Origin of the sequence: Bradyrhizobium sp. BR2003 (assembly GCF_009720285.1) — a bacterium.
Taxonomy (GTDB): domain Bacteria; phylum Pseudomonadota; class Alphaproteobacteria; order Rhizobiales; family Xanthobacteraceae; genus Bradyrhizobium; species Bradyrhizobium elkanii.
Genome location: NZ_SMYJ01000008.1, coordinates 131,125 through 156,112, shown reverse-complemented (window position 1 = coordinate 156,112; position 24,988 = coordinate 131,125). Strand labels below are relative to the sequence as shown.

Annotated in this window: 25 protein-coding genes and 1 pseudogene; 4 read left to right on the top strand and 22 right to left on the bottom strand. The window is 61.7% G+C overall.

Features of this window, described 5'->3' with window-relative positions; translation table 11 throughout:
• The first annotated feature begins 2 nt into the window (after positions 1–2).
• Positions 3–1,589: a class I SAM-dependent methyltransferase gene (locus E2I15_RS03165; protein ID WP_155262194.1), complete on the top strand. Its 1,587-nt coding sequence runs from the start codon at positions 3–5 to the stop codon at positions 1,587–1,589.
• Positions 1,590–1,678: 89 nt separating this feature from the next.
• Here E2I15_RS03165 and E2I15_RS03160 read toward each other — a convergent pair whose 3' ends face one another.
• Positions 1,679–2,308, bottom strand: a complete 630-nt coding sequence (locus tag E2I15_RS03160) for a hypothetical protein (protein ID WP_137479835.1) — start codon at positions 2,306–2,308, stop codon at positions 1,679–1,681.
• Between the two features lie 297 nt (positions 2,309–2,605).
• Between E2I15_RS03160 and E2I15_RS03155 the strand changes: the two genes are divergently transcribed.
• The 3 genes from E2I15_RS03155 (at position 2,606) to E2I15_RS03145 (ending at position 5,974) form a co-directional block, all read left to right on the top strand.
• The gene (locus tag E2I15_RS03155) at positions 2,606–3,316 is read left to right on the top strand and encodes a hypothetical protein (RefSeq protein WP_246668163.1); all 711 of its coding nucleotides are present in this window, start codon (positions 2,606–2,608) and stop codon (positions 3,314–3,316) included.
• 162 nt (positions 3,317–3,478) lie between these two features.
• Positions 3,479–4,564: a hypothetical protein gene (locus E2I15_RS03150; RefSeq protein ID WP_137479836.1), complete on the top strand. Its 1,086-nt coding sequence runs from the start codon at positions 3,479–3,481 to the stop codon at positions 4,562–4,564.
• A gap of 27 nt (positions 4,565–4,591) precedes the next feature.
• Positions 4,592–5,974 carry a hypothetical protein gene (locus E2I15_RS03145; RefSeq protein ID WP_137479837.1) on the top strand — a complete coding sequence of 461 codons (1,383 nt, stop codon included), beginning with the start codon at positions 4,592–4,594 and terminating at the stop codon, positions 5,972–5,974.
• A 221-nt stretch (positions 5,975–6,195) separates the two neighbouring features.
• Here the strand turns inward: E2I15_RS03145 and dhaK are convergent, their stop codons facing one another.
• The 21 genes and pseudogenes from dhaK to E2I15_RS03040 form a co-directional block, all read right to left on the bottom strand.
• A complete protein-coding gene (gene dhaK, locus E2I15_RS03140; protein ID WP_137479838.1) occupies positions 6,196–7,179 on the bottom strand; it encodes a dihydroxyacetone kinase subunit DhaK in 984 nt (327 codons plus the stop codon).
• Positions 7,180–7,216: 37 nt separating this feature from the next.
• Complete coding sequence (locus E2I15_RS03135) at positions 7,217–7,639, bottom strand: hypothetical protein (protein ID WP_137479839.1); 423 nt, start codon at positions 7,637–7,639, stop codon at positions 7,217–7,219.
• Positions 7,632–9,248: a phosphoenolpyruvate--protein phosphotransferase gene (gene ptsP, locus E2I15_RS03130; protein WP_137480001.1), complete on the bottom strand. Its 1,617-nt coding sequence runs from the start codon at positions 9,246–9,248 to the stop codon at positions 7,632–7,634. The genes E2I15_RS03135 and ptsP overlap by 8 nt, the downstream gene beginning before the upstream one ends.
• A gap of 1 nt (position 9,249) precedes the next feature.
• Complete coding sequence (locus tag E2I15_RS03125) at positions 9,250–9,552, bottom strand: HPr family phosphocarrier protein (protein ID WP_246668164.1); 303 nt, start codon at positions 9,550–9,552, stop codon at positions 9,250–9,252.
• A 31-nt stretch (positions 9,553–9,583) separates the two neighbouring features.
• Positions 9,584–9,976 (bottom strand): dihydroxyacetone kinase phosphoryl donor subunit DhaM, encoded by a 393-nt coding sequence (dhaM, locus tag E2I15_RS03120; protein ID WP_028163196.1) that lies wholly within the window; start codon positions 9,974–9,976, stop codon positions 9,584–9,586.
• A complete protein-coding gene (gene dhaL / locus E2I15_RS03115) occupies positions 9,973–10,596 on the bottom strand; it encodes a dihydroxyacetone kinase subunit DhaL (protein WP_137479841.1) in 624 nt (207 codons plus the stop codon). The genes dhaM and dhaL overlap by 4 nt, the downstream gene beginning before the upstream one ends.
• A 21-nt stretch (positions 10,597–10,617) precedes the next feature.
• A complete protein-coding gene (locus E2I15_RS03110; RefSeq protein ID WP_137479842.1) occupies positions 10,618–11,643 on the bottom strand; it encodes an ABC transporter ATP-binding protein in 1,026 nt (341 codons plus the stop codon).
• The gene (locus tag E2I15_RS03105; RefSeq protein ID WP_137479843.1) at positions 11,636–12,733 is read right to left on the bottom strand and encodes an ABC transporter ATP-binding protein; all 1,098 of its coding nucleotides are present in this window, start codon (positions 12,731–12,733) and stop codon (positions 11,636–11,638) included. The genes E2I15_RS03110 and E2I15_RS03105 overlap by 8 nt, the downstream gene beginning before the upstream one ends.
• A 4-nt stretch (positions 12,734–12,737) precedes the next feature.
• Positions 12,738–12,947 carry a hypothetical protein gene (locus E2I15_RS03100; protein ID WP_137479844.1) on the bottom strand — a complete coding sequence of 70 codons (210 nt, stop codon included), beginning with the start codon at positions 12,945–12,947 and terminating at the stop codon, positions 12,738–12,740.
• Positions 12,944–13,921, bottom strand: a complete 978-nt coding sequence (locus tag E2I15_RS03095) for a carbohydrate ABC transporter permease (protein WP_016843403.1) — start codon at positions 13,919–13,921, stop codon at positions 12,944–12,946. Before E2I15_RS03095 ends, E2I15_RS03100 begins: the two co-directional genes overlap by 4 nt.
• Positions 13,918–14,892: a carbohydrate ABC transporter permease gene (locus E2I15_RS03090; protein WP_137479845.1), complete on the bottom strand. Its 975-nt coding sequence runs from the start codon at positions 14,890–14,892 to the stop codon at positions 13,918–13,920. Before E2I15_RS03090 ends, E2I15_RS03095 begins: the two co-directional genes overlap by 4 nt.
• Positions 14,893–14,961: 69 nt before the next feature.
• Positions 14,962–16,323 (bottom strand): ABC transporter substrate-binding protein, encoded by a 1,362-nt coding sequence (locus tag E2I15_RS03085; RefSeq protein ID WP_137479846.1) that lies wholly within the window; start codon positions 16,321–16,323, stop codon positions 14,962–14,964.
• A gap of 678 nt (positions 16,324–17,001) precedes the next feature.
• Entirely contained in the window at positions 17,002–17,820 is an 819-nt protein-coding gene (locus tag E2I15_RS03080; protein ID WP_137479847.1) for a family 1 encapsulin nanocompartment shell protein, read from the bottom strand.
• Positions 17,813–18,874, bottom strand: coding sequence for a Dyp-type peroxidase (locus tag E2I15_RS03075; RefSeq protein WP_137479848.1), 1,062 nt, complete (start codon positions 18,872–18,874; stop codon positions 17,813–17,815). The genes E2I15_RS03080 and E2I15_RS03075 overlap by 8 nt, the downstream gene beginning before the upstream one ends.
• Before the next feature lie 202 nt (positions 18,875–19,076).
• Positions 19,077–19,271 (bottom strand): hypothetical protein, encoded by a 195-nt coding sequence (locus tag E2I15_RS03070; RefSeq protein ID WP_137480002.1) that lies wholly within the window; start codon positions 19,269–19,271, stop codon positions 19,077–19,079.
• A gap of 258 nt (positions 19,272–19,529) precedes the next feature.
• Positions 19,530–19,784 (bottom strand): DUF2171 domain-containing protein, encoded by a 255-nt coding sequence (locus E2I15_RS03065; protein WP_137479849.1) that lies wholly within the window; start codon positions 19,782–19,784, stop codon positions 19,530–19,532.
• A gap of 50 nt (positions 19,785–19,834) precedes the next feature.
• Positions 19,835–22,450 carry an ATP-dependent chaperone ClpB gene (gene clpB, locus E2I15_RS03060; RefSeq protein WP_137479850.1) on the bottom strand — a complete coding sequence of 872 codons (2,616 nt, stop codon included), beginning with the start codon at positions 22,448–22,450 and terminating at the stop codon, positions 19,835–19,837.
• 52 nt (positions 22,451–22,502) lie between these two features.
• Positions 22,503–23,020, bottom strand: a pseudogene (locus E2I15_RS03055) (DUF1269 domain-containing protein).
• A 67-nt stretch (positions 23,021–23,087) separates the two neighbouring features.
• Positions 23,088–23,513, bottom strand: coding sequence for a thioesterase family protein (locus tag E2I15_RS03050; protein WP_137479851.1), 426 nt, complete (start codon positions 23,511–23,513; stop codon positions 23,088–23,090).
• Between the two features lie 3 nt (positions 23,514–23,516).
• Positions 23,517–24,113 carry a superoxide dismutase gene (locus tag E2I15_RS03045; RefSeq protein ID WP_137479852.1) on the bottom strand — a complete coding sequence of 199 codons (597 nt, stop codon included), beginning with the start codon at positions 24,111–24,113 and terminating at the stop codon, positions 23,517–23,519.
• Between the two features lie 412 nt (positions 24,114–24,525).
• Positions 24,526–24,918, bottom strand: coding sequence for a hypothetical protein (locus tag E2I15_RS03040; RefSeq protein ID WP_137479853.1), 393 nt, complete (start codon positions 24,916–24,918; stop codon positions 24,526–24,528).
• Positions 24,919–24,988: the final 70 nt, after the last annotated feature.

Genomic DNA, 24,988 nt, shown 5'->3' with positions numbered 1-24,988 from the left:
CGATGAACATCCAGACCGAGCACCGCCAGCCGACCGCCGGTACCACAGCATACGACGAGGTGTATTATCCCGGGCATGTCTACGGGCTCACCCACCCGAACCATCTGGCAACGATCGCTTCGGTGTATGGCATGCAGCCGGCTCCGGTCGAGCGCTGCCGGGTCCTGGAGCTCGGCTGTGGCGTTGGCGGCAATCTGTTGCCGATGGCTTTTCAATATCCAGACAGCGAGTTCATCGGTATCGACCTGAGCGGCGTGACGATCGAACGCGGACAGCGAAACATCGCCGCATTGGGCTTGTGCAACATCAGGCTTCTGCATTGCGACATCATGGATGTCGACGCTGCCTTCGGACAGTTCGACTACATCATCGCCCATGGCGTGTATTCATGGGTGCCACCGATCGTGCGCGAGAAGATGATGTCCATCTTCAAACGAAATTTGGCGCCACAGGGGCTGTGCTACGTCAGTTATAACGCGCACCCGTTCTCGCACCTTCGCGACATGGTCCGCGACATGATGCGGTACCACACCCGGCGCATCACCGGGATGAAGGAGAAGGTCGGACAAGCTCGCGCCATCGTGAAATTTCTCAGCGAAGGGTCGAAGTCCAACTCGGTGCACGGTACAGTCATGCGCGATCAGTGCACCCGCGTGCTCAACGCTCCGGACGAGTTGCTTTTTCACGACGATCTCGATTCCGGCGCGACGGCCTTCCTTTTGCACGAAGTCGTCGAAGACGCCGGCCGACATGGGCTGCAATATCTGAGCGACGCCGACTTCTCGCGACGCTATCTTGCCGGTTACACCGAAGAGGTCCGCGCCACGCTGCAGCGCTTTCCCGAAAGCGAGTTCATGGCGCGCGATCAGTATCAGGACTTCATCGACGGCAACGGGTTTCGGCGTACGTTGCTCTGCCACGAAGGCATTTCCCTTGACCGCAAGGCCGATCTCGACTTCATCACCGCCTTCTATCTGCTGAGCACCGCCAGCCCATGTCGGCCCGACGGCTGCCTGACTGACGATTCCGAGATGGAATTTGAAAATCAGGACGGCAGCCGGATCACGGTGACCAATCCGCTCCTGAAGGCCGCACATCTTTGTCTCGGTCAGGCCTGGCCGCGCGCACTCTCCTTCACCGAACTGCTCGATGGCGCCCGGACGCTGCTGGAGGGCCGGCAAACAGCCGATGACCAACGGATATTGACGGAAGCGCTCTATATCCTGGCTTGCAGCGGCGAGGTCTCCTTTCTGAAATCACGGCCGTTTCTCGTGAAGGAAGTCACGGATTGTCCGCAGGCCAGCCTGCTCGCCCGCAGACAAGCGCAGAGCGGTCCGCTGGTCACCAATCTGCTTCACCAGACCGTGCAGTTGGAGGACGACAGGACGCGCCACTTCCTGCAGCTGCTCGACGGCTCCCGGACGATCGAGCAAATCACGGCCGAAATGACCGAAGCCTTCGGGCCGACCGTCCAGGTCAATCAACTGGACGATGCAGGACAGCCCACAGCGCCGCTGCTGCTGTCAACCCGACAAAGCGTTGACCGTTCGCTGGCGACGGTCGGCAAGCTGGGTTTGCTGGTTGCCTGAGGCTTTCGACGGCGTGGGCCTCGGTAAGGACGTGGCGGCAGGGAGCCGGGCCGCCAGCCAGTTTGTGGAGCGGAGGCCCCTCCGTCCCATCAGCCGTCGTGGGTGTATTGTTGGCCAAGGAGCCATCCGGTGACAATGCCGCCAGGTCCACTGGCATAGACGGCACTAAGGCCGACACCGGCGCGCAGCATCCGCCATTCATGCTCGCCGACCCAGGGAATGCCGGGATCACCCTTCTGATATTGCGCCAGCAGCGTTCGGGCGACCTCCGCGGCATTGGCGTAGATCGGGCCGTTCGCCCAGCGGGGGCGCGGCAGGCCTGTCATGCGGCAGTAGAGCGCGGTGCAGACATAGGCGGACGCCTCCTCCGCATTGCCGTCAAGGCCGGTCCGCAGCAGATCGTAAGCCGCATGCAAGGCCTCGTGGACGATATAGGCTTCGTCCATTCGCCCCGTCGCCGACACGACCTCCAGCGTATTGGCCGCCACGACCGTACCGTCCGCCCGGGTTCGCGCGACGTCGTTATATTGTGCCGCAACATTGGCCGCGAGGTCGGTCGGAACTCTGACGCTGACCTGTCCCAACCGGATCGCGCGAGCGACGTGATGGAACGTTTGCGGTGCAATCGTCACGTGGCTGCCACGGATCGGAAACCGAAAGCGAATACGCGCGACCGCCGGGCCGTTGAGTACGTCTAGCACCCTGCTCCGAAGCGACATCGGATCGTCCTTGCTGTTGACACTGCTCCACGAATGGTGGTCGGCGTTTCCGGTTGGGAGGTTCAGTTGAACCCGGCCCCGCCCGGACCAGACAAATCGGAGACTGGCTTTCGCTCGGAGGGCGGCCCCGTGACGACCACCAACCCGACCACGACCGACACTTACCGCAAGATCGCGGCGCGGCTGACCATGCTCCGGCCACAGATCGATCTGTCGAAATATTTCGCTGGGCCGAATCCCAATGTCCGCCTCTATGACGAAAAGCCCTATATCCGACACCAATTGGAGAAGTATGGCGTGGCGGCCGCGACGAGCACGCTCGACGGCGTCACCTTCCTGCCCAAGGACTGGGAAGACCTGATCAAGACGCTGCGCATTGCCAAGACCTCGGACGGATTCGACGCCTTCGCCGAAGGCAAAAGCCCGGAGAAGCCGTCGCATTGGGCCCTTGATCTGTCGATGGCAGCCACAATCGGCAAGGGATTCCGGGAGATCTGGCGCCCAAAGCTATCCGACCGGCCGCTCTCTACGCGAGACCTTCCGGGCCGGCACGGCTTCGGCCTGGGACGCGGCCGAGGGCAATGGAGCGACGACTATAGTGCGCAGTTCGGCAAGGACCCGCAGCCGCAAGACATCACGTCGCTGCATTTCGCGGTAGCGCCCGACCGGGTCAATGTTCACATCGACGAGACCGGCTTCGTGTTCGAGGGCGCGGACGGCGCCCTCACGGTCGGACCGAATTTCGGGCACCACGCTGTCAATGAACTGTTCTGGAAGAGCAATCCCCATCTGCCGCGCTGGGCGATCGATCACATTGACCTGATCCTGCCGAACAGCGCCAATGATTTTTCGCGATTTGGCGTTTCGGTCGACCTGTATCAACGCAGGGACTTGCGCGTCACCGTCACCGGATCCTGCGGCATTTTCGGGGGATTCGAGTGCTCGGGAACGTTAAGCGTCAGCGGCACGCACGATTTGCTTGGCTCTAAGCCGAAAGGCGCGCGCTGACGATCGCATTTCTGGGATCCAGATAGCGGCAGACTCATGGCCTCGATGGATCTCACTGGCGATATCGGGAGCCGCTTGAACCGGCGCTTCAGCAACCGCGACTGAGGGATAGGCTCGCTGACGCAAAATGCGTCCCATGCCGGTCAAGCCAATGGTGTTGCAATGGCGCCTTTAAAGCCCCCGGTCTGGCTCGATACCAATATTCTTATAGACATACAGAACGGGCAAAGAGCTGCGGCGAGCGCCGCCGAGAAAGCTCTCAGCCGACGCTTCGAGAATGAAATTCTCAACCTGGCCAGGGACGGTCACGAGGTCCTGATCTCACCACGGGTCAAGTTTGAATTTCTAAAAGGAGCGCGCGCTCAGTCAGGGGAAAAATTGCTCACCGACTTGCGGATCGTCGAAGACAAGATGATGACCCAGGTGCCCCGCGCGCAAGTTTGGAAGTGGGGCAATGAGGGTTTGAACCACGGGCTTTCCGCATTCGATTCCGATGTGGTCGCCCAGGTCAGGGCAGGCGGAGTGGCTCGCGGCATCAAGAATCCGGTGTTTCTGACCAGGGACAGCGGAGGAACGCTCATTGCGATGCGCAGGAGAGGCGTTCAGGCGCTCGACTTTCGGGCACCGGAGATACGGCTGAAGGTCCCGCGGAACACACCGACCCCGCCAGAAGTCCCGCCGCCGCCGGCCGGCTCAGTTGCTGGCGAAGGATTGTGGAGCGCGGCCAAGGCCGGCTTCAAGGCCGGGTTAAAGGAGGCTCTTAAGGCCGAGAATATCGCTGCGATGATTCCCGATCTGGTCCTTATGGTGGCTGACAAGGTCGCGGCTCGGGAGGCACTCAAGAACATTCAAGTCAAGTTCATCAAGGAAGGGTTTGCAAAGGGCGTTGCAGCGGGCGTCATGGGTTGGTCCGAGGAGGAGGTTGCATCAAATCTGATGAACCGCATCACCGCGTTCAGAGTTCAAGGCCTGGAAGATCCTGCTGGCATCCTGACGCGCGCGACCATTCTGCAAGTTGCCGAAGCGTACGAAAACTATGCGGTGGCAATTGGATTTCAGTTCAGCTCGGCCAAAGACCTGAAATGGAAGCGCGAGATGGTCGCCAAGGGCTCCAAGATTCTGCATCAGTATGGATATTATTTCGGAACCGACCCGCAGGCGCTGTTTGAGTACGAATTCATCGACAAGCTTGCCTGGACGCTTCAGCCGACCACCAACGCGATAGTTGAACCCGCAATACGCCACTGAAAACGACCATATTGCTGGTGATCAGTCATGCCGCAATTGAAAGACAAAGTCGGTCGGTTTGCCGCGACGGGTCGCAGCTGCCAGAACTGGAAGCAAGACCAGGAGCTGGTCATCTCCCTGCTCAACAAGATTGCCATCTCCGACGGAGGAGCCGAGACCACGCTCAAACCGCAAATGGTCGTGACGGGTCACGCCAGCGACAGTCTCTACAACTCAATCCTGTACTTCCAGAAAAAGAACTTCCCGGGCACGCCGGACGGCTATATTCGCCCCGGCGGGCCAACATTCACTCGGCTCGTCGACCTCGCGGCAAAGGCAGCCGCCAAGCCTCCTCCTCCCAAGGGTCAATGGGATGCGATCGCGACGCCATCCGTCGATGCCGCACTTCGCAAGGGTCTGCTCGACGATTCCAAGCTGGATTACGCGGAAGTCGTCGATATCATCAGGGCGACCGTCGCGGATGGCATGGTCACCGCATTCGAGCTGGACGACCTGACCACCATTGCAAACACCTCCAGAACGCTCTCTCCGACCTCGAAAAAGCTCATCACGCTCTTCGTCGGCGACGAAAAGAAGAAGTGGCTCGGAGTCGGTCCGTACGATCTCAATTCGGATCAGAAGAAGCTCGCTGCCGAGATGGTCTGCGATTTCCTCAAGAATACGAGAACCACGTTCTTTCCAAAACTCGACCCGCACCGCGTCGGGATAGGGATCCTCAGGCGCATAGCGAAGCCGAGCCTCATAGATCAGGATCAGGCGAGCATGTGCGGGCCCTCCGCGCTGATGTTCAGCTACGCATCCGACAAGCCGGGACAATATGCGCGGTTTGCCATCGACCTGTATCAGAAGGGGCAGGCGAACCTCGGCCGCCTGCTGATCAAGCCGGGAAAGGACGTGAAGAACTACACGCCGCCCTACTCGCTGGACCATGTCGATTGGCTGACATGCGCCTCGATTCGCGACTCCGAAAACTGGTTCCTCGATTTTGACGACACCGGCAGAATAAGCGATGTCGCGGGGATCACCTTGCCGAGCGAAATGGAGCAATGGTTCCGCAAGGCCGGATACCAGGACGTGCGCGAGGAGACCAATCTGAAATTCAGCAAAGGCCTCGACAGCGTCAACGAAGCCAACGCGCTGCTCGCCGGTGGCTATCGCGTATGCCTGTTCATAAGCGCCAACATGATCGAATACGACGACCAGTCGGACGAAGGCTCGGTGTTGACGCGGCATTGGGTCGTCTTGCGTGACAGGATTCAAGTGTCGAGCGGAAATGTGACGACAACGATCTTCACATGGGGCAAGGGAGATTACGCGATCCCACATCCGGGCAAGGGTGGCGCTCAGAAGCCTCTCTCAATTGGGGACTTCCTCATGAATTATTACGGGTACGTTGCTGCCAAAGCGTGAGTGGAGAACGAGCCTCTCACCGCGCGTTGAGGAATCACTTGGCACTCACGATCATCGATCGTCGGAGATTTCGTCTACTCCACACAAAAAGATGCCGTGCCCGACGGACACGGCAAGTTTCAGGGATGATGAACCGGCCGACGTCCGGTGCATGCCTGAGACCCCGGCCCCATCATCGGTCAGGGCGCAACCTGAAAATCAGCGGCCGCTCACCGCAGCGATTACCATTTCAATGCGGCCGTGCGCACGGGATGATCCCAGAGCGCTGTGGACTCGCTGTCGAGCACGCTCACGGTAAGCGAGCAGCCCGCCATGTCCAGCGATGTGACGTAGCTGCCGACCAGCGAACGGGCGATGCGCAGGCCCCGCTCCTCGAGCATCCGGCGCGCCGCGTTGTACATCAGATAGAGCTCGATCGTCGGCGTGCCGCCGAAGCCGTTGACGAGCAGCAGCGCCTCGCTACCGGCGCGCGCGCCGAGATCATCGGCGATCGCGGTGATCATCTCTGCGGCAATCGCGTCGGCCTGCGCGAGCTTGACGCGGCGGCGGCCCGGCTCGCCGTGAATGCCGACCCCCATCTCCATCTCGTCTTCACCAAGTGCAAAGGTCGGCGTGCCCGCAGCCGGGACGGTGCAACTGGTCAGCGCAACGCCCATCGAGCGCGTCTGTGCGTTGATGCGCTCGCCGAGCGCCACGCAGGAGGTGAGATCGGCGCCTCTCTCAGCGGCGGCGCCGACGATCTTCTCGACGATCAACGTGCCGGCGACGCCGCGGCGCCCGATACTGTAGGTCGACTTCTCGACCGCGACATCGTCATCGGTCACGATGGTGGCGGTGCGGCCTTCGGCGATCTCGGCTGCCATCTCGAAATTCATGCGGTCGCCAGCGTAATTCTTGACGATGAACAGGACGCCGGCGTCGCTCGCGACCGCCTGTGCGGCCTCGACGATCTGGTCCGGCGTCGGCGAAGTGAACACCTGGCCGGGACAGGCGGCATCCAGCATGCCGTAGCCGACGAAGCCCGCGTGCAGCGGCTCGTGCCCGCTGCCGCCCCCCGACACCAGCGCGACTTTCTTCGAGTTCAGCTCGCGGCGACGGACGAATTTCCGCTCAGCGTCGAGCATGACGAGGTCGGCATGCGCGGCGGCAAAGCCGTCGAGGCTCTCAGCGAGCATGTTGTCGACCGCATTGATGAACTTCTTCATTGTGTCCTCCCCGCTTCGTCCGTTCGGCGTTTCTCGCCTATTTTTCCCGCATGATGGCAATCAGTCGCCGCGTGAACTCCTGGAGCAGCGTATCAAGCTCGGCGTTGCGCTTGGCGCTGCCGAGGTCCGGCAGATGCAGCGTCAACGTCCGCTCATGCGATCCTTCGCTCAGCCGGCCGACGCGGCGCGGATGCGCGCGGGCATAGGCGCGAAGGAAGGCGCTCTTCGCCTGCGGCGGGAAGTGGCAGACATCGAAGATCGTGTTGAGATGCTGCACCGGGATCGGCACCGGATAGGCCGGGTTGCTGATCTGGCTGACGAAGCTGCGGTTCTTCCCCATGGCATGGGCGAGCCGCAGCCGCATGCCGGAAGGGCGGCTCTCAAGCACCTCCTTGAAGATCCGCTTGTAGACCGCAACCGCGCCGGCTTCGGGCACTTCATCGGCCGCCGTGTCAGCCAACGCCGCCTCCGCTGCTTAGCCGGTCGATGGTGTGCTTGATCTGCGCCAGCGCCGAGGCGTTCACGGACAATTCGCGCAGTCCGCAATTCAGCAATGCGGGCAGGCAGCGCGGATCACCGGCCATGTCGCCGCACAGGCTGACACTGATGCCGGCGCGGCGGCCGTGCTCCGCGGTCCGCGCGATCAGTTCGAGCACTGCGGGATGCAGCGGGTCCATCAAGGGGGCGAGAGCTCCGTTGGAACGATCGCAGGCCAGGACATATTGCGCGAGATCGTTCGAGCCGATCGAGAAGAAGGCGGCCTTGAAGCTCGATACCGCGAGGGCCGCCGCCGGGACTTCGACCATGATTCCCAGCTCGGGAAGCATTGCGGCAATGCCGTCCGCCTGCAAGCGCTGCACGATATCGGCGAACAGCTTCCGTCCCGCCTCGAGCTCATCCGCCGAGGTGACCATCGGGAACATGACCTTGAGATTGCCACGCACCGCCGCGCGCGCCAGCGCGCGGAGCTGGACGACAAAAATCTCAGGCCGGGCCAGGCAAAGCCGCAAGCCGCGCACGCCGAGGAACGGATTGGCCTCGCCATCCAGCGTGAACCCGGGCACCGGCTTGTCGCCGCCCGCATCGAACGTGCGGATGGTGACGGGCCGCTGGCCGGCCCAGCGCAACACCGCGTCATAGGCCTGGAATTGGGTCTCCTCGTCCGGCACGCTCCGGCCGGCGAGCAGGAATTCAGTCCGCATCAGGCCGATGCCGTCGGCATACTGCGCGTCGGCATGCTCGAGATCCTCGACGCGCTGGATGTTGATGAAGAGCTTGATGTGCTCGCCGCGCCAGGAGGCCGTCGGCCGCCGCAGGATCGCGCGCGCGGATGCCCTGCTCTTGAGATGGCTGTCGCGCCGCTTCTCGAAAGTGCGGACCTGTTCGGCATTGGGATCGAGCTCCAGCGTCGCGCCTCCGCCGTCGAGCAGCGCCGTGGTGCCGACGGCTGGAATGGAACCGAGCTGCACCACCATCGGGATGCCGCGCGCCCGCGCCAGCATCGCGACATGGCTGGTCGGGCTGCCGCGCAACAGAGCCAGGCCACCGCCGCCGGACCAGTCGATCTCGAGGAATCGCGACGGCGGCAGATCGTCGGCGCAGACCACGCCCCCGCTCGGGACGTTCAGCGGCTGCCCCTGGTCGCCACGCAGAATGTGGACCACGCGGTCGCGCAAATCCGCAAGATCGGAGGAACGCGCTTTCAGATAGTCGTCCGGTGCGGAATTGTAGTCGGCGATCTGCGCGTCGAGCGTCGAACGCCATGCGATATCGGCTGGACGACCCTCGCCGATCGACGCGAAGATCGCCTCGATCAAATCCTCGTCCTCCAGCAGCGCAACCTGGAATTCGAGAATCTGCGCGGCTTCGCCGCCGGCGCTGGCGGCAAGATCCGCGATCTGGCCGCTCGCGACGTCGATCGCATTGCGCAAGGCCAGCGCCTCCTCGACCAGTGTGCCGGCCACGCGCTCGCCGGCCGCGCCCGCGTCGACACGGACGAACGGGCCATGGGCAAAGCCGATCGAGGCGGTCCTGCCGCGGTAGGCCAGCCCTGCAGCGCCGCCCTGCATGCTATGGTGCTCCATCCGGGAAATCGCTTGCGATCAGATCGACCAACGCCGCGACCGCGGCCTCGGCATCGCTGCCGGAGGCCTTGATCTCGATCGTGCTGCCGTGTGCCGCGCGCATTGCCATGATCTTGGCCACGCTCTTGGCATTGATCCATTCAGGCGCGCCCGCGGCCCGCACCGAGATCTGCGCCTGGAATTTCTTGGCGAGCTTGGTCAGCTTGACCGCGGGGCGCGCGTGCATGCCAACCGCATGCACCAACCGCACATTGCCGGTGAAGATCTGTTCGTCCGCTTTATCAAGCATGCTCATCATCCATCATCGCTTCGCCGCCGCCTCAGTCGGCAGAGAGTTCTTCGGCCACGGCTCTGACCTGGGCCAGCGAGCTGCCGCCCGCAGCTTCGGTCGCGGCCATGACGGCGCCCTCGACGATCGGCGCGTTGCAGACGACAACGAGATCACGCCGCGCCGGCTCCAACATCTCGACCGCCATTTCGCTGTTCGTCTCGGCGCCGCCGAGGTCGACAAGCACAGCAACACCTTTCGACGACCAGGCGTCATTGATGGCGTCGATGATCAGCGGCACGCTGGTGCCGAGACCACCGTCGGGATTGCCGCCGCAAAAGGCGACCTTGACCTCGCTGCCGACCATTTGCCGCACCATGTCTGCGGTTCCCTTGGCGATGTCCCGGGAATGCGAGACGATCACGATCCCCACGGTGTCGGTCATTGCCGCGCCTCCAGGCCAGCGCAAACAGCGTGCAGCAGAACGCAGCTCGATCGCGCCCCGGGATCGACATGACCGACGCTGCGCGCGCCGAGGAACGACGCCCGGCCCTTGGTAGCTTGCATCGGCACCGTGCGCTCGACCGCTTCAGCCGCGGTGGTGCGCACCCGCGCGATTAGATCGGGTTGGCCGACGCCGGCCTTCAGTGTCTCCAGCACCGGAACGAGCACGTCGAGCATCGTCTTCTCGCCCGCCTGCGAGCGGCCGCGCGCGCTCACCGCGTCCACTCCGCTGCCGAACACGTCGGCGAGATCATCAGGCAGATGTTTGTCCTGCGACAGCGCCTCGCCCGCGGCGAGAAAGAAGCTGCCATAAAGCGGACCGGAGGCGCCGCCAACCGTCATGACCAGGGTCTTGCCGATCGTCTTGAATGCCTCGTTGAGCGGCTGCGCCGAGATGGCATCGAGCTTGCCGAGCACGGCTTCGAAGCCGCGTTTCATGTTGGTCCCGTGGTCGCCGTCGCCGATCGCCTGGTCCAGACTCGTGAGCTCCGGCGCGCTCGCGATGACCTGCTCCGCGGCCGCTTTGAGCAGCGACTTGAATGTCTCGGGTTGCACAGACATCTATCTGAACCTCTCGCTCCTCTATTGAACCATCGCGCCGATACGATGCCCGGCACGGTCGAAACACAGCGGCCGCACCAGTTGCAATTCAACCTCCTGGCCGGCCCGCAGCGGTTGGTGCGGATCTGCGAGCGTCACCAGTGTTTCGCCCTTATAGTCGAGGTAAACATGATTCTGCTCGCCGAGGTGCTCGACGCGATGCACCCGGCCGACCATCTGCCCGCCGTTGCGCGCGGCGATCTGGAGGTGCTCGGTGCGGATGCCGACCGTCTCGGTTTCCGGCGGCATCGCCACATCGGACAGCAGCCGTGCGTGCAGGAAATTGATCTGGGGCGTCCCGAGCCGCGACGCGACATAGCTGCTGGATGGATTTTCGTAGATCTCCCTCGGGGTGCCGAGCTGAAGCAGCCGGCCGTCCTTGATCACGCCGATCCTTGATGCCATCGTCATGGCTTCGACCTGATCGTGGGTCACATACAAAATGGTCGCGCCGAGCTCGAGCTGGATCCGCTTCAGCTCGAGGCGAAGCTCGGCGCGAAGCTTTGCATCCAGCGACGACAGCGGCTCGTCCATCAGATAGATCGAGGGATCGCGCACCAGCGCGCGGCCGATCGCGACCCGCTGCATCTCACCTCCCGACAGGCGGGTGGCGCGATTATTCAGCTTGCTGGCGATGTGCAGGAGCTCCGCGGTCTGCTCGACACGCCTGCGGATCAGCGGCTCCGGCACCCGCCGCGCCGGAGAGCGCAGCGGGAACGCGAGGTTGTCATAGACCGACAAATGCGGATACAGCGAATATTGCTGGAACACGAATGCGATGTCCCGCGCACCCGGCGGCTCACGCGTCACGTCGCGCCCCCCGATGATGACCGAACCGGCATCGGGGCTCTCGAGCCCGGTGATCAGTCGCAGCGTCGTGGTCTTGCCGGCACCGCTCGGCCCGAGCAGGACGAGGAATTCGCCGTCGTTCACCGTCAGCGAAAGGTCGCGCACCGCCTCCACCGCGCCGAAGCGCTTGCTGATATTGCGCAAGCTGACGTCAACCATGGCGCACGCCCTCCTCGCCGGCGGTCCTGATTGCAAGGCCGCTGCCGGCATCGAACAGTGAGAGCCGAACGGAGTTGAACTCGAGGCCGACGGTCTCTCCGATCCGCACAGAGGCGCTCGACGGTAGCCGCGCCGCGAGGCGCCCATACGCCGTGTCGATTGTGACGATCTGCGTCGTGCCGAGATATTCCGCGCCGAACACCTCGCCACGAACGGATCCGGCGTCGGTAAATCGAATATGCTCCGGACGAACCCCGAGCGCCAGCGCAGCGCTGGCGCGGTCCTCGCGGATCTCGGGCACCGCGAGCCTGGCGTCGTGGAAATCGATCGCCCGGTCACCAGATCGCAGGCCGCTCTCGAAGCGCAGGAAGTTCATCGGCGGCGAGCCGATGAAGTCCGCGACGAACATGCTGGCGGGCCGGTCGTAAACCTCCTGCGGTGTACCGATCTGTTCCACGCGCCCCTTGTTCATGATCGCGATCTGGTCGGCCATCGACATAGCCTCGAGCTGATCGTGGGTGACATAGACCGTGGTCGCCTTGATGCGATCGTGCAGGTCGCGCAGCTCACCGCACATCAGATGGCGAAACTCGGCGTCGAGCGCGCCCAGCGGCTCGTCCATCAGGAAGGCCTTCGGACGTCGCACCATGGCTCGCCCGAGCGCGACGCGCTGGCGGTCGCCGCCGGAGAGCTTCGATGTCTTGCTCGACAGCAGATGCTCGATCCGCAGCATCCGCGCGGTCTCCTGCACCCGCTCGCGAATCTCGTGCCGCGCCATGCCCTGGCACTTCAGTGGGAAGCCGATGTTCTGCCCGACATTCATGTGCGGATAGAGCGCGAACAGCTGGAACACGAACGCGATGTCGCGGGCAGCGGCCCGGTGGAACGTGACGTCCTCCCCGTCGAGCAGGATCTTGCCCTCGGTCGGAAGCTCGAGGCCGGCAATCATGCGCAAGGTGGTGGTCTTGCCGCAGCCGGAGGGGCCGAGCAGCGCGAAGAAGGTGCCGTCGTCGATGGTGAAGCTCGACCCTTCCACCGCGGTGAACTGATCGAACGACTTGCGAAGATCGTCGACGCGGATTTGAGCCATGGTCCTATTCCGGAAAGTGGCTGACGACGACGAAGCCGGCCGTGCCGGCCAGAATCGTCACGAATGAATAGCTGTACAGATCGATCGAGAACGGCTGCACCAGCATGAAGATGCCGCCCCCGATCAGGATCATCGCAGCAGCCTCCCAGCGCCCGCGGTTGAAGAGGCGATGCAATGTCGTCTTGGTCCCCTTGGCAACAGCAGAACCGCTCATTTGCGCACCGCTCCGAAGGTGATGCCGCGCAACAGATGCTTGCGGAGCAGCACGGTGAACATGACGATCGGGACGACGAACAGCGTGGTCGCGGCGGCAACCGCCGGCCAGTCCTGCCCGCCCTCACCGATGATGAAAGGGATGAAGGGCGGCATGGTCTGCGCCTCGCCGCTGGTCAGCAGGACCGCGAAGGCGTATTCGTTCCAAGAGAAGATCAGGCAGAAGATCGCGGTCGCCGCAATTCCGGTGACGGCCTGCGGCAGCACCACCTTGCGCAGCGCCTGCAACCGCGTGTAGCCGTCGACGAGGGCCGCCTCCTCGTACTCGCGCGGGATCTCGTCGATGAACCCCTTGAGCAGCCAGACCGCGAGCGAGACGTTCACGGCGGTATAGAGCAGGATCATTCCGAGCCTGGTGTCGGTCAGGTTGAGCTGCCGGTACATCAGATAGATCGGGATCGCGACCGCGACCGGCGGCATCATCCGCGTCGAGAGAATGAAGAACAGGAGATCGTCGGCCAGCGGAATGCGGAAGCGCGAGAACGCGTAGGCCGCGAGCGTACCGAGGAAGACGGCGAGGAAGGTCGAGCCGAATCCGATGATCAGCGAGTTGACGAAGCGCGGGACGACTTTGGACGGTCCGGCAATGACCATGTCATGCTTGCGGACGAGCTTGTCATACCACGTCTCCGGCGGCGGCAGCTTAGCGATGAAATCAGGTGTCTGGCGGGTGCGCACCGTGAACAGGTTGACGTAACCTTCGAGCGTCGGCTCGAAGATCACCTTGGGCGGATAGGCGATGGCATCGCTTTGCGACTTGAAAGCGGTGGCAACGATCCAGACTAGCGGCAGGATCGTGATCAACGCATAGAGGATGACGAGAGCACCAGCGAATGCCTTGGTGCGCGGCGAGGCCTCGACGATCGAGTGTGCGCTGGATCTGGCCAGGACGGACTTGGCTACGGCAGCGGTCATCGTTGCTTCACCTTGTTGAGCGCTTTGACGTAGATGTTGGCGGCACCGAACACGGTCACGAACAGGATGATGGCGAGCGCGGAGGAATAGCCGGTGCGCCACTTCTCGAATGCCGCGCGCTTGAGTGTGATCGATACGAGTTCGGTGGTCGACCCCGGTCCTCCCGACGTCAGCAGGTTGACCATGTCGAACATCTTGAAGTTCTCGATCGCGCGAAACAGCACCGCCAGCATCAGGAACGGCACCGTCATCGGCAGCGTGATCGACCAGAACTGCCGCCAGGCCGAGGCACGATCGACTTCAGCGGCCTCGTAGATATAATCCGGGATCGAGCGTAGCCCGGCGAGACAGATCAGCATCACGTACGGCGCCCACATCCAGGTGTCGACGAGCACGATGGTCCATGGCGCGAGCGCGACCTGCCCTGTCATGCTGAACGAGCTCGGCGGCACACCCGTGAACAAGCTGATCAGATAGTTGAACGGGCCGATCTGCGGCTGCAGCAGCAGCGTCCAGAAATTGCCGACAACCGCCGGCGACAGCATCATCGGCAGCAGGATGATCGTCGTCCAGAAGCTGTGGCCGCGGAATTGACGGTTGATCAGAAGCGCGAGCCCAAAGCCGACCACGACCTGCAAGGCGACCGAGCAGATCACGAATTGCGCCGTGGTCTGGAGTCGGAACCAGACGTCCTCGTCGTTGAGTATGTCGCTGAAATTGTCGAGCCCGACAAACCGCAGCGGCAGATAGGACATGCTGAGGTTCAGGCTGGTGAAGGACAGCCGGATCATCCAGACCAGCGGGAAGATATTGATCGCAAGCAGCAGCGCAATCGTCGGCGCGACGAACAGCCACGCGATGGTCCGGTCAGACAGACCATGGACGCGGCGCGCGGCGCGGGATTTGGCGGGCTCGCTCACGCCCGGGAGCGTAGCATGATCGGGTTGCAGGATCGTCGTCATCTTGTCCATCGGCTGGCTGGTTCGGCTTCCCCGAGGCTGCCCTCGGGGAAGCCAGTTCAGGTGACGTGCGGGCGCCGGCTATTGCGAGGAGGCGACTTCCTTGCCCTGCTCCTTGAATACCTTGGTCCAGTCCTTGACCAGGAGATCGAGCGCCTGCTGCGCCGTGCCCTTGTCGGCGACGACGTAGTCATGCACCCGCTTCTGCATATCAAGCAGCAGCTGGGCGTAGGACGGCTCGGCCCAGAAGTCCTTGACGATGCCCATCGACTCCAGGAATTGCGGCGCGAACGCCGCGCTCTTCGGGAAGTCCGGCGCGTCGACCACCGCCTTGAGCGCCGAGTAGCCGCCGATCTGCCACCATTTCTGCTGCACGGCGGGCTGCGCGAACCACTTGATATAAGCGAGCGCGTCGTCCTTGCGGTCGGACGTCGCAACCACCGAGATGCCTTGTCCGCCGAGCTGGGTGAAGTGCCCCTTCGGGCCGGCCGGATTGACGAAGAAGCCGATCTTGTCGCCGCCGACATTCGGATCCTTGTAGAGGCCGGGGAAGAAGGCGAACCAGTTCATCTGCATCGCGACCTGGCCGGACTTGAAGGCATCTAATCCTTCCTGCATGTAGGCGTTGGTCAAGCCCGGCGCGGTGCAGCACTTGTAGAGCTCCTTGTAGAATTCGAGTCCCTTGGCCGCCTCGGCGGAATTGACGATGCCCTGCATCTGGTACGGCTTCTTCGGATTGTCGTAGCTGAAGCCGTAATTGTAGAGCACGTTGGTCACGCCCATCGTGATGCCTTCGGAGCCGCGTTCGGTGAAGATGTAGGCGCCATAGACCTTCTTGCCGTCGATCTCGCGGCCCTGGAAGAACTCCGCGATCTGCTTCAACTCGTCATAGGTTTTCGGCGGCGCCAGATCACGACCGTACTTGGCCTTGAAAGCCGACTGAATGTCGGGTCGCGAGAACCAGTCCTTGCGATAGGTCCAACCCACGGCGTCGGCCATCGCCGGCAGCGCCCAGTAGTTCGCCGAGTTCTTTGGCCACCGCGAATAGCCGACAACCGTCGCCGGGACGAAGTCGTCCATCGAGATGTGCTCTTTGTCGAAGAAATCGTTGAGCTTGACGTACCACTTGTTCTCGGCGGCGCCGCCGATCCACTGGCTGTCGCCGATGATCAGGTCGCAGAGCTTGCCGTGGGAGTTGAGCTCGTTGAGGAAGCGATCGGCGTAGCTCGTCCAGGGGACAAACTCGTACTTCATCTCGATGCCGGATTGCTTGGTGAAATCCTTGCCAAGTTCGACCAGCGCGTTGGCCGGATCCCATGCCGCCCAGCACAGCGTGAGCTGCTTACCCTGGGCCGCAGCTTCGCCTCCGCCAAATATCCCCAGCAGCGCCGCCCCGAGAACCGTGGTGGCCGCCGAGCTTCTCAGCCAATTGAATGTTCGCATATCCGTTTCCTCTCTCGTTGAAGCATCCAACCCGCTCGGCGCGCTCTGCCGGAACGACGCCAAGACCCTGAAACCGAGTTTTGAGGAGCGACGAGTGAAGGACGAGACAGACCGTTGCCGGAGACGGCTCCGGCATTGGCTTGGGCTCCTCCTGCACATCGGCGCTCGATGCGCGATGTTTAGTTTTTTGTATTACTAAACGTAGTACTAAAATTTTTGAGCCGTCAAGCCGGTTCTCGTGACCCTGGCGAAAATATTCGGGACGCGCGCACGGGCAAGCGGCGCTGTTCGCAATGCAACAAAATGTCAGGGGTTTGCAACGAACGTGGCGGACCACGCTTGCCGATCTGGTCGACCGACGCAATTCGGCCCGTCCCGATAACAGGAAAGCCGGAAGGTCAGCCACAGCCGATATGTTTAGTATATTACTTTACTGAACGTCCAACAAAACGATTGAGAACGCGAGCAGCCTCCGCGTCGGCCGAAATCCGCCATTGCCGCGAACCGCACCAGTTTCGCGCCAGAAACGAGCCCATCAAAACGCAACGACGCGATCGACCTAAAACATGGTGCAGCCTCACCCAGCTCTGAGGCCGCTGACTCCAGCAGGCTTGCACGCCGATACAATTCAGCAGCAACCGCAAAACGCCTGTCTGCCCGAGACGGCAACCGAACACGTCATTTCGACATCTGTTTCTCGGCTGCGGCGAGTACCACCGAAGCCTCAGTGGTCAGCACCCGGAAGGTGAAAGTCTCCAGGAAATAGAGCTCGACGGTTGTATCGGTGTGGTTGAGATAGCCGATCGAAAGGTCTTGGCCGATATCCAGTTCAAAATCGCCTCCTCGTGTCGTTAGGACAAAGGCTCCGCTGATGGCGGGCGCCCAGAAAACGCCACCGTCGACGATCCGTTCGACGTGGTGAAAAACGGGGTATCCCTCATCGCTTCCGCCGCTGGCGGCCGTGTACCCCTCTGCCCCAAGGACGAGCGCATACGGTCCATTGCAGCCGGCAAGTCTGAGTTCACTCACCGCTTGCGCGACCGCCCTTGGATAGGCTTTCGCATTTGTCGGAAGGATGAGCCCTGAATTGCTGCTGGCCTGACGAATGCCCTCGATCCCCGCAGCCGCATATCCATCGAAGATCGCACGATCCTCGGCAAAAGCGATTCTGCGGGCGGCGTCCTTGACCGGCGTCCAGTCGGCATCCAGGGCACCGCACTCAACATCATCGATCTGTTGGCGCGAGAGTTGGAACGGAACGCGCAATTCGACGAGCGCCTTCACCTCGCGCTGTCGGGCCGTCATTCCCTCGCCTGGAGCCGGGAGTTGCTTGACATGGCCCGTGCCCACTCCTGAAAAGTCACTCCCCTTGGCTTCGGGGACGTCGACCACACGCCGGCCGGCAAGGTGTCGCTTCAGGGTACGGGAAGCCTCCTCTTCGATTTGATCCCAGGCCGCGTCGGATATTGGAGCGAGTTGGCGGTGGAGATTATTCATGGTTCGCCTTCCTGTTTAGGGAGCCAATTCCGAGCGACCCGTCGTTGACGCGCGGATGTTTACGAGCAGCATCTGGCGCAACGTCGACCGGCGCTTCCTCGCCGGATACTTTGGCGCCATTGCCTTCAGGCGAAACATCGTCGAGAAATGTCGCCGACGGCACGAAGAACAGCGAACCCGTGACGGCGCGGCTGAAATCCAGCAGCCGGTCATAGTTGCCGGACGGCCGGCCAACGAACATGTTCTCGAGCATCTGCTCGATCCGGTGGGGCGATCGAGCGTAGCCTATAAAATACGTGCCAAACTCACCCTTGCCGATCTCACCGAAAGGCATGTTATCGCGCACGATCTCAAGCTGCTCGCCGCCTTCGGTGATCGTCGTCAGAACATTATGTGCGTAAGGCGCCTTGGCCGCATCGTCCTGCTCGATGTCGGACAGTTTGTGGCGACCGATGATATTCTCCTGCTCCGAGGTGGATATCGTGTTCCACCGCTTCAGATCGTGCAGATACTTCTGGGTGATGACGTAGCTTCCGCCAGCGAATGCAGGGTCCTCTTGTCCGATGGTGGTCGCGCTAATCGCGTCTTGATCAACCGGGTTCTCGGTTCCATCGACAAATCCAAGCAGATCGCGATCGTCAAAGTATTTGAACCCGTGAACCTCGTCGATCGCCGTCACGGCCTTGCCCAGCCGGGACATGATCTGTGAGGCAAGCTCGAAACACAGATCCATGCGGACCGACCGGATATGAAAAAGCATGTCGCCCGGCGTGGATACTGCGTGATGCACCCCATGGATTTCTTTGAAGGGGTGAAGATACCTGGGCCGGGGACCGCCAAACAGTCGGTCCCAAGCATCGGAGCCGAGGGCCATCACGCATGACAGCCGCGCCTCGAGATCGCGAAATCCGACGGCCCGCAGGAGCGCCGATAGATCGGCACATAGACTGCGCACCGCAATTTCGCTGTCCTTTCCAGGATTGATCCTGACGATGAGAAATATGGCGGCTCGCGTCAGTCTTGCGACGACCGGTTGTGGGACGACAGTTGGCACAATCACTCCCTGGCGGTCTGTTCGGAACCCTCAATGCGCGAGCTAGCCCGTCCGCCTGAGCACCGCACCCGGGGACCGTCATCGGCCGGCCTCTCGAACGAGGCGTAGTGCGGACGTAACCGGCAATGCGACCGGGGTGGCGGCCGGACAAGGTCGCTGCCATTGAGGTGCATTCACTCCGACCAATCAGGCCGAGACCTGGTCAATCCATATCCCGAAAAGCATGGCCATCGGCCTTGACACCCTCGATCACGCTTGGCGGCAAAAGATCCTGAGCGGCCGTCCCGTCAAAAACCCAGTCGCCCTTGTCCGCGAGATCCGGGAGTTGCGCGCCTTTGCGGACATAAATCCCGATCGCCGGCTTCTTCACATTGATGTAGAGATCGTATTCTTCCATTGCGTCGATGCTTTCCTGTTGCTCTGCCGGGCCATCCATCGGCTACGGAGCAACCGCCATGCCAGTTTGAGTGCATCGAGATATCAAGAGCTTATGCCAACCTGACCGACCGGATCTGACAAACTGTCCGATCCTGCAAGGACAAATTGTCTGAGCTGCATGCGCAACGGGCTAGCGCAGCGTCGCGCCCGTTGTCGATGCCGTGAAGTCGAAACGCCCCGGACGAGAGCGGCCGCGGCGACCGCGGCGATATCCCGGCTATCCGAGATCGACCGGACGACCTGACGGTTCTTCTTCCAGTGTCAACGCAATATCGGCATTGGCAGACAAGCGCACCTTGTCGCCCTCGACCCCCGCGACAAACCCCATTTCGATGTAGTGGTGATGACCTTTATGGCGTCCGAAGCTGTCGCTCTTCTTGAGCTTGATACGATTTCCTTCGACCCGATCGACTGTGCCGACATGCAAACCATCGGCACCGATTACTTCCATGCCTTCATTGATCTTGTTCATGATTGTACCCTTTCTCCGTAAGATCTGTGCCTTGAGGGCTTACGCCCGCGCTAGACCGTCTCGACCTCATCCTCCTCGTCCACGGTTGGCGCCTTTTTGCCATTGAAGCTCAGCCCGTCCTTTGCGGCCGAAATCTTGATCTTCTCACCGTCACGTACGTCGCCTGCAAGGAGCATCTCTGCCAGCGGGTCCTGTACGTATCGTTGGATCACACGCTTGAGGGGACGTGCGCCGTAGGCGGGATCCCAGCCCTTCTCCGCAAGCCAGGCCTGAGCCTTGGCATCGAGCGACAGCGTAATCTTGCGATCGTCGAGCAGTTTGCGCAGACGCGCGAACTGAATGTCGACGATCCGACCCATGTCGTTCTTTTGCAGCCGCTGGAACAGGATGATCGCGTCGACGCGGTTGAGAAATTCCGGCCGGAAATGCGTGCGGACCATCTCCATGACTTTGTCGCGAACGACGCTCGTTTTCTCGCCTTCCGGCTGGGCGACGAGATATTCCGCACCGAGGTTCGAGGTCATGATGATGAGCGTGTTGCGGAAATCGACCGTCCGCCCTTGACCGTCGGTCAGCCGCCCGTCGTCCAGCACTTGCAGCAGCACGTTGAAGACATCCGGATGCGCCTTCTCGATCTCGTCGAACAGCACGACCTGATACGGACGTCGCCGCACAGCTTCCGTGAGCACGCCGCCCTCATCGTAGCCGACATAGCCCGGTGGTGCGCCGATCAGCCGTGCGACCGAATGCTTCTCCATGAACTCCGACATGTCGATGCGAAGGATTGCATGTTCGTCGTCAAACAGGAATTCAGCCAGGGCCTTGGCCAATTCCGTTTTGCCGACGCCGGTAGGGCCGAGGAACATGAACGAGCCCATCGGCCGGTTCGGGTCCTGCAATCCCGCGCGGGCCCGTCGTACGGCCGTCGACACCGCGCGAACGGCTTGCGTTTGTCCGACGACGCGTTTGGCGATCACTTCCTCCATCTGGAGGAGTTTCTCTCTCTCGCCCTCCAGCATCTTGTCGACCGGGACGCCGGTCCAGCGCGAAACCACCTGGGCGACGTTGTCGGCCGTCACCGCCTCGCTGATTGAGCTGCTTTCGCTGGACTCAACGGCCGCCAGCTTTTTCTCCAGCTCGGGAATCGTGCTGTACGACAATTCGCCGGCCCGCTGGTATTCGCCCTTGCGTTGCGCATTCGCCAGCTCTGTACGCAGCTGTTCGAGCTGCGCCTTCATCTTCTGGGCGTCCGAGAGCTTGCCCTTCTCGGCCTGCCATTTCGTCGTCATGTCGGCGGAGCGCTTCTCGAGAGAAACCAGATCGTGGTCGAGCGTCTTCAGACGGCTTTTGGACCCGGCATCGCTTTCCTTCTTGAGCGCCTCCTGCTCAATCTTGAGACGCACGATTTCGCGGTCAAGCGAATCCAGTTCCTCCGGCTTGGAGTCGACCTGCATCTTGAGCCGCGCCGCGGCTTCGTCGACGAGATCGATGGCCTTGTCAGGAAGGAACCGGTCGGTGATGTAGCGGTTGGATAACGTTGCGGCAGCGACCAGCGCCGCGTCCGAGATACGCACGCCATGATGCTGTTCATACTTGTCCTTGAGGCCGCGCAGGATCGATATCGTGTCCTCTATCGTGGGCTGCGACACGAATACCGGCTGGAAACGGCGGGCTAGCGCGGCGTCTTTCTCGACATGTTTGCGGTATTCGTCGAGCGTGGTCGCACCCACACAGTGCAACTCGCCGCGAGCCAGCGCGGGCTTGAGGAGATTGGAGGCATCCATCGCGCCGTCGGCCTTGCCCGCACCGATCAAGGTGTGCATCTCGTCGATGAAGAGGATGATACCGCCTTCCGCGGACGTCACCTCGGAAAGCACCGCTTTCAATCGTTCCTCGAACTCGCCGCGATACTTGGCACCCGCGATCAGGGCGCCCATGTCGAGCGCGAGCAGTTTCTTGTCTTTCAGACTCTCGGGAACGTCGCCGTTGACGATCCGCAGAGCGAGCCCCTCGACAATGGCGGTCTTGCCGACTCCCGGTTCGCCGATCAGTACGGGATTGTTCTTGGTCCGGCGCGACAGCACCTGGATCGTGCGACGAATCTCCTCGTCGCGACCGATCACCGGGTCGAGTTTGCCCTCACGCGCGGCCTGCGTCAGGTCGCGGGCGTACTTCTTCAGAGCGTCGTATGCATTCTCGGCAGATGCGCTGTCTGCAGTGCGGCCCTTGCGCAGCAAATCGATCGCGGCACCGAGAGCTTGCACTGTGGCTCCCCCCTGCGCCAGGATCTTCGCCGCCTCGCTGTTCTTGTCCGCAGACAAGGCCTGCAGCAGGCGTTCAACGGTGACGAAGCTGTCGCCCGCCTTGCTCGCCAGGTCCTCGGCAGCGGTAAACAGGCGGGCCGTATCGGGCGCCATGTAGACCTGCCCTGCCCCCGAACCGGACACCTTCGGCAATTTTGCCAAAGCCGATTCTGTCGCGTGGAGGATCGACCGCGAATTGCCGCCTGCCCGGTCAATCAGACCAGCGGCAAGGCCCTCATTGTCGTCGAGCAGCACTTTGAGCACGTGGAGAGGCGTGAACTGTTGGTTGCCCTCCCTCGTTGCCAGGGACTGCGCCGACTGGATAAAGCCCTTCGCGCGGTCGGTGAATTTTTCAGCATTCATAAAGCCACCTTTCAGACCCGCGGTCCGTCGTCAGAATTTGTCGGGAACGGCGCTACGACCGGGCTTGGCCCGGCGCAGCAGGCGGTGGCGTTGCCGCCAAGGCATCCCGCAGAGCTTGCTCCTTGGTGTGGTCGAGCGAGGTTTTGAGCACCGTGCCGCCGGTGCCTTTAAGTACATCGAGTACCTTATCCGTGGTCATCCGGCGAATGAGCACGAAGAGCGCTGCGTTGCCGGGCTTCAGATTTGCCGACAAATGCTTCATGAACTCGTCGTTGATGCCAACATCAGTCAATGCACCCATGAGCGCGCCGGAGGCTGCACCGAGAGAAGCCCGAGAAGCGGCGAGAGAAAGATCGCGCCGATCAGAAGGCCCCAGAAACCGCCGGAAACGGCGCCAGCCGCGGTCGTGTTCATAAGCTGAATGAGCTTGACCCTACCGCTGTCCTGCTTGACGGCGATCACGGCGTCGGAGAGCTCGATCAGGTATTCTTGCTGCATACCCAAAAGCTTCTGTCTGATCTCTTCAGCCTTGGCTTCAGTGGGATAGACGATGACAACGAGATCGGACATGACCACTACTCCCTACTTAACTCTCGATCCTTGTTCCAAACGCGAGACGTGCGAATTGACCATCGTTTCAGCGCGGCGCCGCCCGGATAGCCTCCGATCGCGCAATCTTTGCATCGAGGCGCTGCTGTAGCCTGGCGACCTCGACGACCATCCGCTCGTGGGTCCCCTTGCCGATTTCCTCGATCTCATCGGAGGCGCTGATGGCAAATACGATCCGGCGCCCCTCAACCGCGGTGACCTCGGCCGTGGCGGTGACCGTCTGCCCGATCGCGGTCGCAGCAAGATGCTGCACATTGACGATGGTGCCGACTACGCTCTCGCCTGGCTCGAGATAGCTGCGAACGGCATTCAAGGCGGCATTCTCCATCGCCATGATCATGACCGGTGTCGCCAGCACCGGCGGCAGGATGCTGTCCTTGAACCGGTTGGCCAGATGTTCGGGTTTCACAACAAGCGTGAAGCGTCCGGTTGTGCCGGTCGATATGAGATTCATCGGTCACGCCGCCTTCTTGAAGAGATCCTCGACATATTCCCAGTTCACGAGGAATTCGAGAAACGCCTTGATGTAGTCGGCCCTTCGATTGCGATAATCGATGTAGTAGGAATGTTCCCAAACGTCGCAACCCAGTATTGGCTTTGCACCATGGACGAACGGGCTCTCGCCGTTCGGCGTTTTCATGACGATCGTCTTGCCGTTCTTGACCGCCAGCCAACACCAGCCGGAGCCAAACTGTCCGACGCCGGCGGCAACGAACTCTTCTTTCATCTTCTCGATCGAGCCGAAGTCGGCCTTGATTTGCCGCTCCAGGATTCCGGGCAGCGTGCTTCCGGCGTGCGGCTTCATCCATTTCCAGAAGTAGGTGTGGTTCAGGTCCTGGCTCGCGTTGTTGAAAACTGGAACGTTCTTCCCGAACGAGCCGATCACGACCTCCTCCAGGCTCCTTCCCTCCCATTCGGTGCCCTTGATCAGGGTATTAAGGGCATTCACATAGGCGGCGTGGTGCTTGTCGTGGTGATATTCCAGCGTTTCCCTGGACATGTATGGAGCGAGCGCGTCGTGCGCGTACGGCAGGTCGGGAAGTTTAAACGACATGGACATCTCCTCTGGAGGTGCGTCGCCGCAGATGGCGTGGTTCAGATGCCGCCGTTACACAGCCGCGGCTGCAGGCCCCGGCGACCATCGCTTCAGTTCGCGCAACTCATCACTCCCTCACGACCACAACGCTCTGGTCAAACTTCTGAGCAACTCATATGCCACGCGGGAAACATTGCGATATCAATCAGTTGGATCGCGAGAAGGAGCCGGCTTTGGACAATTTGTCGAAAGCAACGCGGACAAACTGTCCCACGCGACTCCTGAGTGCCGTCAGATCGAGGATGAACGGATCGCTCGCAGCACTCGGAGCCAGGTCGAAGCCGCATGAGCGCGACCGGCGGGATGATGCGCCCCGTCAAAGTCGGCTTTCCCAGGCAGCGCTTCTGCAAGCAGCTCGCCTTTTGCGGCCCTAATGCTCCTGATCATACATGACCGCAAGGGCGGCAAGGGCGAGCAGGATGTAGCCGCCATTGTAGTCGGCGTCGTCATCAGTCGAAAGATCGAATTCCTTCCACACGCCGTCCAGCTTTCCCGCATCATGTTCGGCGATGACTTTGACGGCGACCTCGCGGATGGCGTCGAACTGGGAAAAGTCGAAGTGCAGCCCTTCGTCGTCCATGAAAAGCCCGTGGCTTTTCAGGAAGGCCGCCATCGGCATCGTCGTCTCACTGATGTAAAAGAGCAGGTCTTCCGCTTCCAATGGCCGATCCTGTGCCTGCGGCACGAGACAGACCTGATTGATGAGCAGATGCGCCTTGGCCTGCATATCCTTCGAGAGCTGCTGCGTGGACACAACGGTCATCTCTGAAGCTCCTCGCCCTCACACATCGGTCGATGCCCGGCCGTTAGAACCGGCCGAGACCCATCGCTCG

Coding starts and splice junctions, on each gene's coding strand:
- dhaM (WP_028163196.1), bottom strand. CDS start 9,976: ATGACCGACACCGTGGGGATCGTGATCGTCTCGCATTCCCGGGACATC.
- dhaL (WP_137479841.1), bottom strand. CDS start 10,596: ATGTCTGTGCAACCCGAGACATTCAAGTCGCTGCTCAAAGCGGCCGCG.
- E2I15_RS03080 (WP_137479847.1), bottom strand. CDS start 17,820: ATGAATAATCTCCACCGCCAACTCGCTCCAATATCCGACGCGGCCTGG.
- E2I15_RS03070 (WP_137480002.1), bottom strand. CDS start 19,271: ATGGAAGAATACGATCTCTACATCAATGTGAAGAAGCCGGCGATCGGG.
- E2I15_RS03150 (WP_137479836.1), top strand. CDS start 3,479: ATGGCGCCTTTAAAGCCCCCGGTCTGGCTCGATACCAATATTCTTATA.
- E2I15_RS03045 (WP_137479852.1), bottom strand. CDS start 24,113: ATGTCGTTTAAACTTCCCGACCTGCCGTACGCGCACGACGCGCTCGCT.
- E2I15_RS03100 (WP_137479844.1), bottom strand. CDS start 12,947: ATGAGCGGTTCTGCTGTTGCCAAGGGGACCAAGACGACATTGCATCGC.
- E2I15_RS03050 (WP_137479851.1), bottom strand. CDS start 23,513: ATGAATCTCATATCGACCGGCACAACCGGACGCTTCACGCTTGTTGTG.
- E2I15_RS03090 (WP_137479845.1), bottom strand. CDS start 14,892: ATGGACAAGATGACGACGATCCTGCAACCCGATCATGCTACGCTCCCG.
- E2I15_RS03165 (WP_155262194.1), top strand. CDS start 3: ATGAACATCCAGACCGAGCACCGCCAGCCGACCGCCGGTACCACAGCA.
- ptsP (WP_137480001.1), bottom strand. CDS start 9,248: ATGCAGGGCGGCGCTGCAGGGCTGGCCTACCGCGGCAGGACCGCCTCG.
- E2I15_RS03125 (WP_246668164.1), bottom strand. CDS start 9,552: ATGCTTGATAAAGCGGACGAACAGATCTTCACCGGCAATGTGCGGTTG.
- E2I15_RS03085 (WP_137479846.1), bottom strand. CDS start 16,323: ATGCGAACATTCAATTGGCTGAGAAGCTCGGCGGCCACCACGGTTCTC.
- E2I15_RS03065 (WP_137479849.1), bottom strand. CDS start 19,784: ATGAACAAGATCAATGAAGGCATGGAAGTAATCGGTGCCGATGGTTTG.
- E2I15_RS03160 (WP_137479835.1), bottom strand. CDS start 2,308: ATGTCGCTTCGGAGCAGGGTGCTAGACGTACTCAACGGCCCGGCGGTC.
- clpB (WP_137479850.1), bottom strand. CDS start 22,450: ATGAATGCTGAAAAATTCACCGACCGCGCGAAGGGCTTTATCCAGTCG.
- E2I15_RS03145 (WP_137479837.1), top strand. CDS start 4,592: ATGCCGCAATTGAAAGACAAAGTCGGTCGGTTTGCCGCGACGGGTCGC.
- E2I15_RS03040 (WP_137479853.1), bottom strand. CDS start 24,918: ATGACCGTTGTGTCCACGCAGCAGCTCTCGAAGGATATGCAGGCCAAG.
- E2I15_RS03110 (WP_137479842.1), bottom strand. CDS start 11,643: ATGGTTGACGTCAGCTTGCGCAATATCAGCAAGCGCTTCGGCGCGGTG.
- E2I15_RS03105 (WP_137479843.1), bottom strand. CDS start 12,733: ATGGCTCAAATCCGCGTCGACGATCTTCGCAAGTCGTTCGATCAGTTC.
- E2I15_RS03095 (WP_016843403.1), bottom strand. CDS start 13,921: ATGACCGCTGCCGTAGCCAAGTCCGTCCTGGCCAGATCCAGCGCACAC.
- dhaK (WP_137479838.1), bottom strand. CDS start 7,179: ATGAAGAAGTTCATCAATGCGGTCGACAACATGCTCGCTGAGAGCCTC.